10 protein-coding genes are annotated in these 13,302 nt (G+C 73.1%); 4 read left to right on the top strand and 6 right to left on the bottom strand.

Annotated elements, in window-relative coordinates; all coding sequences use genetic code 11:
* Window positions 1-47: 47 nt before the first annotated feature.
* The 3 genes from ASF94_RS17260 to ASF94_RS21830 form a co-directional block, all read right to left on the bottom strand.
* Complete coding sequence (locus tag ASF94_RS17260; protein WP_056669243.1) at window positions 48-1,373, bottom strand: tetratricopeptide repeat protein; 1,326 nt, start codon at window positions 1,371-1,373, stop codon at window positions 48-50.
* The gene (locus tag ASF94_RS17255) at window positions 1,370-1,666 is read right to left on the bottom strand and encodes a hypothetical protein (protein WP_056669241.1); all 297 of its coding nucleotides are present in this window, start codon (window positions 1,664-1,666) and stop codon (window positions 1,370-1,372) included. The genes ASF94_RS17260 and ASF94_RS17255 overlap by 4 nt, the downstream gene beginning before the upstream one ends.
* A gap of 80 nt (window positions 1,667-1,746) precedes the next feature.
* Window positions 1,747-2,520: a hypothetical protein gene (locus ASF94_RS21830; RefSeq protein WP_235505414.1), complete on the bottom strand. Its 774-nt coding sequence runs from the start codon at window positions 2,518-2,520 to the stop codon at window positions 1,747-1,749.
* A 236-nt stretch (window positions 2,521-2,756) separates the two neighbouring features.
* Between ASF94_RS21830 and ASF94_RS17245 the strand changes: the two genes are divergently transcribed.
* The 3 genes from ASF94_RS17245 (at window position 2,757) to ASF94_RS17235 (ending at window position 5,731) form a co-directional block, all read left to right on the top strand.
* Window positions 2,757-3,362, top strand: coding sequence for an RNA polymerase sigma factor (locus ASF94_RS17245; protein WP_056669239.1), 606 nt, complete (start codon window positions 2,757-2,759; stop codon window positions 3,360-3,362).
* Window positions 3,359-4,093 carry an anti-sigma factor gene (locus ASF94_RS17240; RefSeq protein ID WP_056669238.1) on the top strand — a complete coding sequence of 245 codons (735 nt, stop codon included), beginning with the start codon at window positions 3,359-3,361 and terminating at the stop codon, window positions 4,091-4,093. Before ASF94_RS17245 ends, ASF94_RS17240 begins: the two co-directional genes overlap by 4 nt.
* A gap of 63 nt (window positions 4,094-4,156) precedes the next feature.
* On the top strand, window positions 4,157-5,731 hold the full coding sequence (locus tag ASF94_RS17235) for a caspase family protein (protein ID WP_056669237.1): 1,575 nt from the start codon (window positions 4,157-4,159) through the stop codon (window positions 5,729-5,731).
* A 211-nt stretch (window positions 5,732-5,942) separates the two neighbouring features.
* On the opposite strand, the gene ASF94_RS17230 is transcribed toward ASF94_RS17235, so the two are convergent.
* From ASF94_RS17230 to argC, 3 genes are all read right to left on the bottom strand, one after another.
* Entirely contained in the window at window positions 5,943-8,666 is a 2,724-nt protein-coding gene (locus tag ASF94_RS17230; protein WP_056669234.1) for a CHAT domain-containing protein, read from the bottom strand.
* 32 nt (window positions 8,667-8,698) lie between these two features.
* A complete protein-coding gene (locus ASF94_RS17225) occupies window positions 8,699-10,885 on the bottom strand; it encodes a TonB-dependent siderophore receptor (protein ID WP_082493384.1) in 2,187 nt (728 codons plus the stop codon).
* Between the two features lie 94 nt (window positions 10,886-10,979).
* The gene (argC, locus tag ASF94_RS17220; protein ID WP_056669231.1) at window positions 10,980-11,912 is read right to left on the bottom strand and encodes an N-acetyl-gamma-glutamyl-phosphate reductase; all 933 of its coding nucleotides are present in this window, start codon (window positions 11,910-11,912) and stop codon (window positions 10,980-10,982) included.
* 177 nt (window positions 11,913-12,089) lie between these two features.
* On the opposite strand from argC, the gene sucC reads away from it, so the two are divergent.
* Window positions 12,090-13,250 (top strand): ADP-forming succinate--CoA ligase subunit beta, encoded by a 1,161-nt coding sequence (sucC, locus tag ASF94_RS17215; protein ID WP_056669229.1) that lies wholly within the window; start codon window positions 12,090-12,092, stop codon window positions 13,248-13,250.
* Window positions 13,251-13,302 lie beyond the last annotated feature (52 nt).

Below are 13,302 nucleotides of genomic sequence, written 5' to 3'. Positions count from 1 at the left end.
TGGCGGCCCCTCTTGCGCACCCGCACCCGCCCCCGCCGCGCACGCCGTCATCGCACCAGATCCTTGGCATGCTCCTTGAAAAAGGCGCGGACGCGCTCCAGCGCATCGTCGTGCTGCCCGCGATGCGCGCTGCCGAGCTTCACCCCCGCCACCAGCAGCCCGATGGCAGCCAGCAGCGCCATCGCGCTCTGCTGGCTGAGGCACACGCCCACGGCGATGATCGCGCCCAGCCAGGCCCATACCGACAGCACCTTGAGCACCTTGGAGCTTTCGTCGCGGTAGTTCGATGCCAGATCGCCCATGGGCTCGACCGACTCGCCCGTGCCCAGGTCGCAAATCAGCCGGGGCACGCCGACGGTCCCGGTGGCCGGGCCGATGAACAGCACCGCGTAGTCGCGCTGCGGCACCACCTTCGCCTTCGGGGGCACCTTGACCTCGAAGCGTGAGCCATCCCGCTCGGCGAACACCAGCACGTTCCAGCGGCTGGTGGTGGTGTAGACATTGCCGTTGATGCTGCCCACGTGCTGATGGGACTTCTCGTGCTGCTCCGCCAGCCGGGCCACGCGGTAGAACATCATCCAGCGGCCGCCGAAGGCGGTGAAATGCTGCAGGCCCTCCCATTGCGCTTCCCGCTGGCGGCCCGCGTCCTGGCGGTGCTGCGCCGCCAGGCTGGCCTTCGCGTCCGCATGGCCCAGCGCGGCCGCCTTCTCGCACAGCGGCAGCCAGGTCTCGCCGTCCTGGCCCTGGGCGCCGCCGCGCAGCGCCCAGGCCTTCAGGTAGCAGTAGCGGGCGTAGGCCGGCTTGTCGATGTGGGCGATCACCGCGAAGTCGGACGCCAGGCCGTGCAGGGTGTCATACGCGGCCTGCGGATGGGCGCCGACGTGCTGGCCTTCCAGGTACAGCATGGCCAGCGTGAGGGCGGCATCGGTGTTGCTGCGGGACTCGACGCTGTGCGTCAGCATGTCCAGCGCCGCCAGCGGCTGCGCATGGCATCCCTGGCCCTGCAGCAGCATGCGCGCCAGCAGGTCGGTGGCGGCGCCGATGTTCTCTTGATGCGCAAGGGATGCGTTGGCGTAGGCGCCGGGGTAGTCCTTGGCGTGGTACTGCAGGTGCGCGAGCCAGTAGCGGTGGAAGGCCGAACCTCCCTCCGCCGCGCGCGCGGTGTAGCGGTACTCCTTCACGGGATTGGGGGGCAGGGCGGGCCGGCCTTCGGAGTAGGCCGACACCAGCGCGTCGCAGGCGGCCAGGTCGCCCGCGTCCGCGAGCCGCACCAGGGCCGCTTCGGCGGCGGCGGCCTGCTGGGGCGCGGCTGATGCAAGCTGTTCGGTGAGCGCCTGCACGCTGGTGCCGGGGTGTTCGAGTGCGGTCGTCATGGCGCCACCACCGTCCAGCCGGCATCGGTCTTCACGAAGCGGCCGCTGCCCGCGCCCAGCGAAGACGTCCAGTCGCAGAAGTAGCCGCCGCGTTCCGAGCTCTTGCAGCCGATGAGCTTGATGTCTCCCAGCATCTGCTGGACGGAAGCGGCGCCGCTCTTGCCCGCGACGGCCTCGAGCTGCGCCGCGATGGCCGTCCTGACCTGGCTGTCATCGGGCGCGCCGCCGCAACCGGCGAGCAGCAGGGTGCCGGCGCAGAGCGCGGCGAAGGGGATACGGCAGCGGTGTGTCATGGTCGGTGCTGGATGGGTTGTGGGTGGTGGGTTGGTGGGTGCCGTCGGGGCGCGCGGTCCCGGCGTGGTGCGGCGGCCGCTCATTCCTCGACGAAGAACTCGACATAGCCCCGTGCATTGCGGGCGCCGCCCGGCAGCCCGTGCGAGACGAAGGCGTATTTGCCGTTCGCCAGCCGGAAGGCCCGGGCGATGTAGGTGCGCTCTGCGCTCGTGAAGCCCGAGGTGCCGAAGGTGGCTGCCACCTCGGCGGCGGAGACCGTCTCGCTCGCGCCACCGGCCTCGCGCTCCAGCACGGTGCCGTCGGCCTGGAAGAACGCCGTGGAGCGGGGCGTCTGTGCGCAGTCTTCGTACAGCTTGAAGGAGCGCCCCTGGAGCGCGGTGACCGCCACGGCGTTGGCGGTGCCGGGCAGCAGCACGTAGCGGCTTTTGAGGCCCTGGGTGCCGTCGTTGGGGCCGCTGGCGTTGCACAGCTCGATCAGGCCCGCGCGCGTCAGCACCGTGTGGTAGACGCTGTTGCTGACGGTGTAGCCGCCGTCGCTGGCAGGCGTGAGGGTGACCGCGAGCGTGCCGATGAAGAACGCGCCGTCCACCATGCCGCTGGCGTTCACCGGCACGTTGCTGACCGGCGTGGGTGCGTCCATGGCGCTGGCCGGGTCGAGCTGGCCGAAGGCCTTGAAGCTGGCGGTGGCTGGCGCGGGCGTGGGATTCGGGACGCTGCCACCGGAGCCGGCACCGGTCCCTGCTCCGGTGTCAGGGCCCGGGCTGTCGCTGCCGCCGGAGCCGCCACCACAGGCGGCCAGCAACGCAGAGGCACAAACACAAACGGCGGCGCACAGGGAGCGGGAGAACAGCATGGGCGAAATCCTTGAACGAGGTGGGTGGACCACCGGGGCGACCGGTGGGCGCCGGGGTGGCTGGCCGGCAGCGGAATCCGCCGGGCTTGTGGGTTGTTCGCGCGGGAGGGCCCGGGGGTTCAAAAAATCTTGCGGGACCGCGCAGGGGGTGCGCCGGCCGCTGGCTATCATTCGCACGCCGCCGCCAGGGTGCGGCCCGGCACCCACCGCCCACCGCGCGGCCTCTTTCACTTTCCATGTCCGCTTCCCCTTCCCCTCAGCAGCTGCTTGCAGCCATCCAGGCCGGCGATGAAGAAGCCATGGCCATGCTCTGGCGCGCCTGGGCAGGCAAGGTGCAGCTGTTCGCGCGGCTGCAGCTCGCGCCGTGCGGCCCCGAGGCGGAACCCCTGTCGCAGGAGGTGGCGGTGGACGTCTTTCACGACCTCTGGCGCGACCCGGCCCGCTTCGACGGACGGGTGGCCTTCGGCACCTGGCTGCTCACGCTGGCCCGCAACAAGTCCATCGACAGGCTGCGGCAATGGGGTGCGCGGCACCGGCGCGAAATCACGGGCGAAGGCTTCGACGACGCGGCCGAACACCATGCGGACGACGCCCCCGGCCCGGCCGAGCACCTGGACGCCGCGCAGCGCCGCTCCGGGCTGCTGGGCTGCCTGCGCCGGCTGCGCAACGGGCTGCAGCGCGAGGCGCTGATGCTCTGGGCGCTGGAAGACCTGCCGCTCGCCGAGATCGCGCGCATCCAGCAGTGCCCTGAAAACACGGTCAAGACCCGCCTGTTCCATGGCCGCAGCCACCTGCGGCTGTGCATGGAGCGCTGGCTGGGCCTGCAAGGGGGGCGCGCATGACCGACGACGCCCCACCGGGCCTGCCGGGCGAGGACGAGGCCAGGCGCTTTGCCGACCTGCTGCCCGACTACCTGAGCGGCGCACTGCCTCCGGCGGACGCCGCCTGGGTGGTGGCGCATGTCGCGCGCCACCCCGCCAGCGCGCAGGAGGTGCGCTGGCTCCGGCAGATGCGCGCCGAGCTGCGCGACGAGGCCGCCCGGGAACCCCTGCAGGCCGGCCTGGAGCAACTGCGCGCGCGCATGCGGCAAGCCCCGTCGGGCGCGGCCGCCGCGCAGACCGCCGTCCGCCCGGCCGACCCGGGCCGGGTGCCCGGCGCCGAAGCCGGCCCCGCGCCCGCGGTGGCACCCCGTGCCCGGCCCTCCCGGACCCGGGCGGGCTGGGCGCTCTGGTTCGCCCAGCCCGCCGGCGCGCTGGCCACGCTGGTGATCGTGGCGCAGGCCGGCTGGATCGCCTGGCGCGACACCCACCCGCCGGCCGACCTGGCCTGGCGTGGGGCCGGGGTGGAGGCCCTGCAGGAGGCACCGCCTCCCGCCACCGTCCGCATCGCACTGCGACTGCGCGCTGGAGCGCAGGCCGAAACGCTGCCGGCGCTGCTGGCCGGCCATCCGGGCCACCGCCTGGTGCTGGAGGCGCCGGGCCGCTGGGTGCTGGAAGTGCCGGCCGCCGACGCAGTGGCTGCGCTGCAGGCCGCGCGCGCCCATCCGGCCGTCCTGCAGGCCGAGGCGCCCTGAATCGCCACCCTGCCCGCCACCCCGCCTACCCGCTCGCGACCGCTCCCGTCTTCCACCACCGCCGTGCAACGCCGCCAAGCGATCACCGCCACCGCCGCCACCGCCGCCACCGCCGCCGCCTGGGGTGCCACCGCCGTCCTGCCGAGCGCCGGCGCTCTGTGGGCCGGCCTGTGGCCGCGACCGGCCGATGCCGCCCGCGGCGCTGGCGGCCAGCGGCATGCCCTGCTGATCGGCGTCTCGGCCCTCGCGCGCCAGCCTGCCGCGCTGTGGCTCAAGGGCCCCGCGCACGACGTGGTGGCGATGCGGAAGGTGCTGGGCGGCCACGGTTTCCTGCCGCAGCACATCACCGTGCTGGCCGACGGCGTCGCCGGCACCGTGGCGCCCTCGCCCGACCGGGCCGAGGTGTTGAAGGCGCTGCAAGCGCAGGGCAGCCGGCTGGCGCCGGGCGACACGGTGTTGCTGTTCTGGTCGGGGCACGGTGTGCGGGTGGCGGCCCCGGCGGCGCCGGCGAACGAGCCGGACGGCCAGCGCACCTGCCTGCTCACCTCGGACGCCGCCCGTCTGCCCGCCGGCAGCGCCTGGCCGCTGCAGGGCGCGGTGAGCGATGCCGAAATCGGCCAGTGCGTGGACGACTGGCTGGCGCGCGGCGCCCACGTGGTGCTGGCGGTGGACGCCTGCCATGCCGCGTCGGCCACCCGCTCCAGCGTGCTGGACCTGGCCTGGCGCGGCCTGCGCGTGGCCGATCTGCAGTCCCTGCAGCCTTTGCCGGGCAGCGGCCTGCGCACGCCCGCCCCGGCCTCCAGCGGGTCGCCCGCCCATGTGCCCGCCCAACTGCCCGACCAGCTTCCCCCGGCCCGCGCCCGGCCCGCAGGCTACATCGCCCTGCTGGCCTGCGAGTCCACCCAGCGCACGCCCGAATGGCGCGGGCCCGATGGCATCGTGCGCGGGCTGTTCACCAGCGCCCTGTGCGCCGCCCTGGCGCCCGGCGTTGGCTCGCTGCCCGACTATGCGGCGCTGGCCCGGGGGCTGACGGCGCGGTCCCGCCAGTGGGCGGCGGCGGCCGGTCTGCCGGCCTCGGGCTGGCCCTCGCCGCGCTTCGAGGGCACCTTGCTCGCGCCGCTCTGGACGCTGGTGCCGCAGGCACCGCTGCGGCTGGACGACGCGGCGGCGCCCCCGCCGGCCGCGCTCCCGGCCGGCGTGCGGGTGCGGCTGGCATCGTCATTGCCCGGCACGCCCGCGCGGTCGTGGGACTGGGCGCGGCAGCCCCTGCTCGCGCTGGGCCCGCTGCCGGTCGGGGCGGTGCTGGATCTGCAGCTGGACAACACCAGCGGCCTGCCGGTGGACGTGCTGCTGGTGCATGTGGACGCCGCCGGCGTCCAGACGGTGCTCTACCCGGCGCTGGCGGGCGACAGCACCCGCTTCGATGCCGGCACCCCGCGCGCGCCCGCCCGGCTGCATCGGCGCTTCGACATCACGCCGGGGCTGTCGCCAGCGCAGGAGTCGCTGGTGCTGCAGGTGGCCCCGGTGCCGAAGGACGGCCTGCCCCGAGAAGCGTCGCCGGCCGTGCCGCCCGCTTGGCAGGCGCGCGCAGGCTGGCAGGTGACGGACGGCCACCCCGGCGCCCGCCCGCCCACCTGAGCCCTGGCCAGGGGACGGGAATGCAGACCGCCTCCGGCGCGCATGCCAACTGGTGGTTCAGCTATCAAAACAAGAGCGAGCGGTGGGCGTTCGATCGGCCGGCGGCGCACCGGGCCCGGCCCGCCGACAGGCGGGGCTTCCGTCAATTTCGAATCAAAAGTGCCTCGGGCGCTTGTCCCTTCAGCGTTTATTGCTATTAAAAAAATAGCAATCAATCCTGCGTGGCTGACAGCACCACGAAAGCGCCCCAGTAGTAGGGGTGCAGCGACGGCGGGCGCTGGCGCGGCTCTGCCGTTGCAGCGTCCGGGGCGAGCGGGCGCAGCCCGCGGGCGGCGGCAGGGCCTGGGCCCGGCGGTGGCGGCTCCGTCAGCAGGCTGGCCTGTGCGCGCTGCAGGGCGGCGGCGGGAGGCTGGCCCTGGGCGATCTGCCGGTACACGCGCTGCATCAGCTGGCCGGTAGGCGCATCGGGCACGGCCCACAGGCTGGCCAGCACATTGCGCGCGCCGCGCGCATGGGCCAGCCAGGCCAGGCTTTCCAGCGGGGCATCGTCCGTGCCGGGCGCGGACGGCAAGGCGGTTTCGCAGGCCGAGAGGGTGAGCAGTTCCAGCCCGTCGAAGCGGTAGGCGGGGCCGGCCAGGGCCTGCAGCGTCAGCCGCCGGTGGTTGCCCAGCTGCAGCCATCCGCCCGCGGGCTGGCCGGGGGTCAGCACGAAATGGCTGGCGATGTGCACCACCTGGCGCGTGGCCAGCGCCTGGCGCAGTCGCTCGGGCGTGAAGCGCTCGTCCAGCGACAGCGGCGTGGCGGCCGCCGGCCCGGGCGCCAGCTGTTGCAGGCCGCGCAGCTCGTGCGGCACCTGCGGCAGCGCCGGCAGTCCGCCGCCGTGGCTGGCGCCCAGCAGGGCCCAGCCCTGGCGGGGCGCGGCGGTGGAGCGGGGCGCCGGCGGGCCGGAATCGGGCAGCGCGCCGCCCCCGTCGAGGCTGAGCGTGGCCTGCTCCACCAGCCAGCGCTGCCCATCGTGCAGCACGGCGAACGGCAGGTAACGCAGCACGCCTTCGGCGCGCAGCCGCACGGGCGGGGCATGGTCGCCCGTGGGCACCAGGTCGGCAATCGGCGCCCAGAGCAGCGCGTGCAGCGCCTGCGCGGCCGGCAAGGGGTCGGCGCCCGGGTTCTGCAGGGCGCGGCGCAGCGCGGCGACATGGTCCAGCAAGTCGGCGTCGCTCACCGCAACCTCCCGCACGGTGGCCTGGCCCTGCGACTGCACCGCGATGTAGAGCGCATCGGGGCCGGGCAGGTAGACCACGCGGGTGATGCCGCCGCCCGGCGGGGGGGCAGGGGGCAGGGCGGCTCGCGTCACTGCGGAGGCGGCACCTGGAGCGCCTGGGCCGCCTGGGCCGCCTTGAACCCCCACGGGCGGCCGGGCCAGGTCGAGCAGCGCCTGCACGGCCCCCTCCAGTTCGGCCTGCAGCCGCGCGTTGGTGGCGTCGTCCGCCGGCCGCCCGGTCCGCTGCAGCTGCGCGTGCCATTGCCGCAGCGACTGCCCCGCCTGTGCCAGCCGCTGCTGGCCGGGCCGCTCGCCTGGAGTGAAGGGCAGCGTGAGCGGGGGTGGCGCGCTGCGCACCAGGGCGTGGTACGCGTTGCTGCGCACCAGGGACAGCACCTGCTCGGCCTCCGCCCAGCGCTGCATGCGCAAGAGCGCGTCGGCCAGCTCTTCATAGCCTGGCAGGCGCGGCTGCACGAAGCGCTCCTGCGCGTCGGGTGCGAAGCTGCGCAGGCCGGCCCGCTGCTGCTGCACGGTGTTGACGAACATCTTGCCGTAGGCCGCTTCCGCCCACGGCGCCTTCCGGCCCTGCGACAGCCGCACCAGCCGCTCGACGGCCTGCCACTGCGTGTCGACGTGCTGCGTCGCCCAGCCGATCGCCCAGGCCTCGGCCGCTTCGCGGCGCGCGGCGTCCAGGTCGCCTGCCTGGTGGCTCAGGGCGGCGCGGTCCAGCAGCAGCCCGGCGCGGTCGCGCGACAGCAGGCCTTCGCGCGCCTGCAGGGTGGCGGTGGCCTCCCGTGCCTGGCGGCGCGCGGCCTCCAGCGCCGCCGTGCCGCCGTCGCTGGCCAGCAAGGCCTGGTAGGCGCTGCGCGCCTGCGGCACGGCGGGGTGGTCGGCGGGCAGCTCGCCGCAGTCCGCGCGCTGCAGCACGGACTGCAGCCAGTCGCGTTCTTCCGCACGCCGGCCCAGGCGCTGGGCCAGGCTGGCCAGCGACAGCTCGGCCCAGCCCAGCCCGTGCGGCTCACCGGTGCGCAGGCTGAAGCGGTGCGCGGCACGGGCCGCGGCATAGGCGGCGTCCAGATCCTGCTGCGCCGCGTGCATGCGCGATCGGGTGGCCAGCACGTTCGCGCAGAGCGGGTCGTCGCACGCCTCGTCGGCGGCCAGCCAGGGGCGCAGCAGTTCCAGTTCTGCCCGGGCCCGGGCCCACTGCTGCCGGGCCACGGCGTGCGAGAAAAGCACCTGCCGCGCGCCCAGCACCTCTGCGCCGTGCGGCGGCAGCCACTGGCGGGCGATGCGCAGCGATGCCCGTGCCTCGGCGTCGGCGCGTTCGTGCTGTCCGCGCTGCGCATGCAGCCAGCTCGCGATCTGCCCGGCGCGGGCCAGGCCCAGCGCGCGCTCGCGCGGCGTCAGCCCCGGGCCGGTGGACCACAGGCGGCGGGCCTGCCGCAGTGCGTCCCAGGCCGCCGGGTCGGGCGCCCCCTGCAAGGTGGCGGCGGCCCGCTGCAGCAGCGCTTCGGCGCGCGTGGCGGTCGTCGCAGGGGGTGGGGCGGGGGTGGCGGCGGAAGTGGTGGCAGGAGTGGCGGCGGGAGTGGCCCCGGGAGCGCTCGCAGCCTCCGATGCGAGGGCGCTGACCAGCGTCGCGAGCAGCACCGCTGCGGCCGCCACGGCGTGCCGCATGCTCCTCCACGCTGCACGGCGCAGGCCCACGGTCAGAAGTCGCGTTCCAGCGACAGCGCCACCGTCCAGGGGCGCGAGAGCCGCACCGTGTCCACCTGCTGGCTGCCGCTCTCGTGCAGCGGCGTGGTCAGGCGGGTGCGCCAGTCGGAACCCCATTGCGTGGTGCGCAGCCGCAGCCGGGTGGCGGCATCGACCTTCCACAGCGCATAGGCGTCCAGCGTGGCCAGCGGGCGGGTGCGCAGGTGGCCGACGGTGTTGGGCTGCGACGTGTAGCCGGCCTCGGCCCGCAGGGTGGCGCCCCACGTCAGCGCCGGCCACCGGCGGCTGCCGGCGTCGAAGCCCACGCCCAGCACCACCGGCGACTGCCCGACCAGCCGTGCGGGCACGCCGGGGCTGTTGCTCGCCACGCGCGAGCGGGTCAGCGTCAGGTCCGCGCGCAGCACGACCGGCGCGCGCCAGGGGTGATCGGGGGCGAGCTTGTCCATGTCCCAGCGCACCTCGGCCTCGGCGCCCAGCACGCGGTTGCGGCCGATGTTGAACGGCGCCACCACCCAGCGGCCGTCGTCATCCTGGAACAGCCGGCGCGTGATGGCGTCCTGGATGTGGCGGGCGAACAGGCCCAGCCGCAGCTCGCCCGGTCGCTCTTCATGCGGCGTGGCGCGGCCCCAGGCCTGCCGCAGGCCCAGTTCGGCGCCGGTGGAGGTTTCGGCGCGCAGCGCCGGGTTGCCCCGCGTGTCGGGGAAGAAGGGCTGGTTGGCATCGCCGGTGCTGCGCCCGCCGGGCGACAGGTCGCGCAGGCGCGGCTGGCGGTAGCTGCGGGCCAGTCCGGCATGCCAGCTGCGGTCGGCCGTCTCATGCCATGTCGCATTGATCGACGGCAGCCAGAGGTGGTCGGCGTTCTGCCGTTGCCGGGCGTTCTCCGCGTCGCCGCTGTCGATGTGCCGGCGTTCGCGGCGCAGGCCCGCTTCCATGCGCCAGTCGGCCGCCGGGCTCCACTGCACCTGCCCGAAAAGGGACACGGCGCGGCGGCGCAGCCGCGAGCTCTCGGGTTCGTCGTCGGACAGCGCGTCTTCGCGATAGCGCTCCCGCAGCAGTTCGGTGCCGGCGGCCCAGCGCCAGCCGGCCGCCAGGGGCTGCTCCCATTTCAGCCCGACGCGCTGGCTGCGTTCGCGCGAGCTGCCGCGCCAGTCGCTCTGGTCCAGCAGTTCGCCGGCGCCGTCGAAAGTGGCGGTGTCCCATTGGCTGCGCGAGCCGGAGCGGGACTGGCTCGCATCCACCGTCCAGGTGCCGCCATCGGCCAGCCGGTGCTGCCAGCGCAGTTGCGGCTCCAGGTGCCAGAAGCGGGGCTCGTCGTCCCGCGTGAGCGACGTCGCATACGGCGCGGGCCAGGGGGCGTCGTGCTGGAACACGCCGGGCGTGTGCTTGCGCGATGCGCCCAGCTCGCCCAGCCATTGCAGGGTGAGCTGGTCCTGCGCGGTGGCGCGCCAGGCCAGTGCGCCCTGGGTGACGAAGTCGCGCCGGCGCTCGGCGGTGTCCAGGCGGGTGCGGTCCAGGTAATAGGTCGAGCCGTCCGCCGCCGAGCCCATCGACTCGGTCAGCCGGCGAATGTCGGTGTGCTCGTTGCGCCAGCGGCCGGACACGACCCAGTCCACGTCGCCCAGCCGGTCCCCCAGCTCCAGCGCCAGCAGGCCGGTGGAGCCGCCCTGGGTGCGGCCGCCCTCCACCCGGGCGCGCCGGATGCGTTCGCCGTGGGCTTCGCGCGTGACGATGCGCACCGTGCCGGCCACGCCCTCCCCGCTGTCGGTGGCGGTGCTGCCGCGCACGATCTCGATGCGCTCGATCACCTCCGCGCCGAGGCCGTCCAGGATCGGTCCGTTGCCCTGCATGGACAGGGGCCGCCCGTTCAGCAGCACCTGCGTGTAGCCGCCGCCCATGCCGCGCAGGAGCAGCCGTCCGTCCGCATCCAGCGTGATGCCGGGCAGGCGCCGGAGGATGTCGGACAGGGTGGCGTCGCCGTAGCGGGCCAGTTCCTCGCGGCCGTACGAGCGGGTCTGGGCGTCGATGGCGGAAGGGGCGTCCTGCACGTCCACGGTGGGCAGGGTCTGCGCCAGGGCAGGCAGGGCGAGGGCGGCTGCAGCGGTGGTTGCAGCCGCCGCGGCGGACAGGCGCGCGCGGCTGGCCATCCGGCGAGCGTGGCGCAAGAGATCGTGACGTGGCATGGAACACGGCCCTCCCCGAGCCGCCCGCGCATCGGCGGTCTTCTTCTTGTGGTCTTCCGGATCACGAGCCGCGTTGCGGCGGCCCGCTGTGGGCTTACAGCCCCAGCATCAGCTTCAGGTTCTGCACCGCCGCGCCGCTGGCGCCCTTGCCCAGGTTGTCCAGCCGGGCCACCACCACGGCGTGGCGGTGCTCGTCGCTGGAGAACACACGCAGCTCCAGCTGGTTGGTGTCGTTCAGGGCCGTGGGCTCGATCTTGCCGTCGTCCGTGCGGGGCAGCACGCGCACCCACTGGTCGGGCGTGTTGCTGCGGGCGTAGTGGGCGGCCAGCGCGTCGTGCAGGTCCGACGCCTTGGGCGTGCCGGGCAGCAGGTCGAGGTGCAGCGGCAGCTGCACCAGCATGCCCTGGCGGAAGTTGCCCACCGAGGGCGTGAAGATGGGCCGGCGGGTGAGGCCGGTGTACTTCATGATCTCGGGCAGGTGCTTGTGCGAGAGGCCCAGCGCATACAGCTCGAAAGGCGCGGCCTCGCCCTTCTCGTAGGCCTCGATCATGGTGCGCCCGCCGCCCGAGTAGCCGCTGACCGAAGGCAGGGCCACCGGGTAGTCCTTGGGCAGCAGGCCGGCATCGACCAGCGGGCGCACCAGCGCGATGGCGCCGGTGGCATAGCAGCCCGGGTTGGAGACCCGCAGCGCGCCGCGCACGGCCTCGGCCTGATCGGCCGACAGCTCCGGAAAGCCGTAGACCCAGCCAGCGGCAGTGCGATGGGCGGTGGAGGCGTCGATGATGCGGATCGTGCGGCTGGTCTCGGCCGTGATGGCGTCGACCAGGGCGACGGTCTCGCGCGCGGCGTCGTCGTGCAGGCACAGCACCACCAGGTCGACACCGGCGATGAGCGCGCGCTTGGCGGCGGCGTCCTTGCGCAGCTCGGGCGCGATGCTCACCAGCTCGATCTGCGGCATGGCCTGCAGGCGCTCGCGGATCTCCAGTCCCGTGGTGCCGGCTTCGCCATCGATAAACACTTTAGACATCAATCTGCTCCTGCAATGAAAGCGGGCGGGCCGCGACGGACACGTAAGTTATATCCACATGGATGGTGCGCCGCAGCATGATACAGTCGTCGGTTGCCATGTCCTCGAGCCCGCGCCAGACATCCCTATCTGATCATGGCAAACGGGTAACCACCATACTTTCCTGAGAGAGACCTCATGAAGATTCACGAATACCAAGGCAAGGAAATCTTGCGCAATTTTGGTGTGCCCGTTCCGCGCGGCATCCCCGCCTTCACGGTTCAGGAAGCCGTGGAAGCTGCCCAGAAGCTCGGCGGCCCCGTGTGGGTGGTCAAGGCCCAGATCCACGCCGGTGGCCGTGGCAAGGGCGGCGGCGTGAAGGTGGCCAAGAGCATCGACGACGTGAAGAAGCTCGCTGGTGACATCCTGGGCATGCAGCTCAAGACGCACCAGACCGGCCCTGAAGGCCAGAAGGTCCGCCGCCTCTACATCGAAGACGGCGCCGACATCAAGAACGAACTCTACGTCTCGCTGGTCACCGACCGCGCCACGCAGAAGGTCGCCCTGATCGCCTCCAGCGAAGGCGGCATGGACATCGAGGAAGTGGCCCACTCCACTCCCGAGAAGATCATCACCGAGATGATCGACCCGCAGACCGGCATCACGCCTGAGCAGAGCAAGAAGGTCGCGGCCGCCATCGGCCTGACGGGTGCCTCCGTCGACCAGGCCGTGGACATCTTCGCGAAGATCTACAAGTGCTACATGGAGACCGACGCGTCGCTGGTGGAAATCAATCCGCTGAACTGCGACTCCAAAGGCAACCTGATGGCCCTGGACGCGAAGTTCAACTTCGATGCCAACGCGCTGTTCCGCCACCCTGAGATCGTGGCCTACCGCGACCTGGACGAAGAAGATCCGGCCGAAGTGGAAGCCTCCAAGTTCGACCTGGCCTACATCAGCCTGGACGGCAACATCGGCTGCCTGGTGAACGGCGCGGGCCTGGCCATGGCCACCATGGACACCATCAAGCTGTTCGGCGGCGAGCCGGCCAACTTCCTGGACGTGGGCGGCGGCGCCACCCCCGAGAAGGTCACCGAAGCCTTCAAGATCATGCTGAAGAACCCCAAGGTCGAAGGCATCCTGGTCAACATCTTCGGCGGCATCATGAAGTGCGACACCATCGCCACCGGCGTCATCACCGCCTGCAAGGCCGTGAACCTGAACGTGCCGCTGGTCGTGCGCATGAAGGGCACCAACGAAGAGCTGGGCAAGAAGATGCTGGCCGAATCGGGCCTTCCCATCATCGCCGCAGACACCATGGCCGAAGCCGCGACGAAGATCGTTGCTGCCGTTAAGTAATGACCTTTGGGGGCGGATCGTTTAGCTCCGTCCCCGACTGACTAGGACACGC

The organism is Acidovorax sp. Leaf160 (assembly GCF_001424265.1).
Classification (GTDB): Bacteria; Pseudomonadota; Gammaproteobacteria; order Burkholderiales; family Burkholderiaceae_C; genus Paracidovorax.
This window is presented reverse-complemented; position numbering and strand designations above follow the sequence as displayed.

Excerpts from the sequence above, each read along its gene's own strand:
- ASF94_RS17260 (WP_056669243.1), bottom strand. The coding sequence starts at position 1,373 with ATGACGACCGCACTCGAACACCCCGGCACCAGCGTGCAGGCGCTCACC.
- ASF94_RS17255 (WP_056669241.1), bottom strand. The coding sequence starts at position 1,666 with ATGACACACCGCTGCCGTATCCCCTTCGCCGCGCTCTGCGCCGGCACC.
- ASF94_RS21830 (WP_235505414.1), bottom strand. The coding sequence starts at position 2,520 with ATGCTGTTCTCCCGCTCCCTGTGCGCCGCCGTTTGTGTTTGTGCCTCT.
- ASF94_RS17245 (WP_056669239.1), top strand. The coding sequence starts at position 2,757 with ATGTCCGCTTCCCCTTCCCCTCAGCAGCTGCTTGCAGCCATCCAGGCC.
- ASF94_RS17240 (WP_056669238.1), top strand. The coding sequence starts at position 3,359 with ATGACCGACGACGCCCCACCGGGCCTGCCGGGCGAGGACGAGGCCAGG.
- ASF94_RS17230 (WP_056669234.1), bottom strand. The coding sequence starts at position 8,666 with ATGCGGCACGCCGTGGCGGCCGCAGCGGTGCTGCTCGCGACGCTGGTC.
- ASF94_RS17225 (WP_082493384.1), bottom strand. The coding sequence starts at position 10,885 with ATGCCACGTCACGATCTCTTGCGCCACGCTCGCCGGATGGCCAGCCGC.
- argC (WP_056669231.1), bottom strand. The coding sequence starts at position 11,912 with ATGTCTAAAGTGTTTATCGATGGCGAAGCCGGCACCACGGGACTGGAG.
- sucC (WP_056669229.1), top strand. The coding sequence starts at position 12,090 with ATGAAGATTCACGAATACCAAGGCAAGGAAATCTTGCGCAATTTTGGT.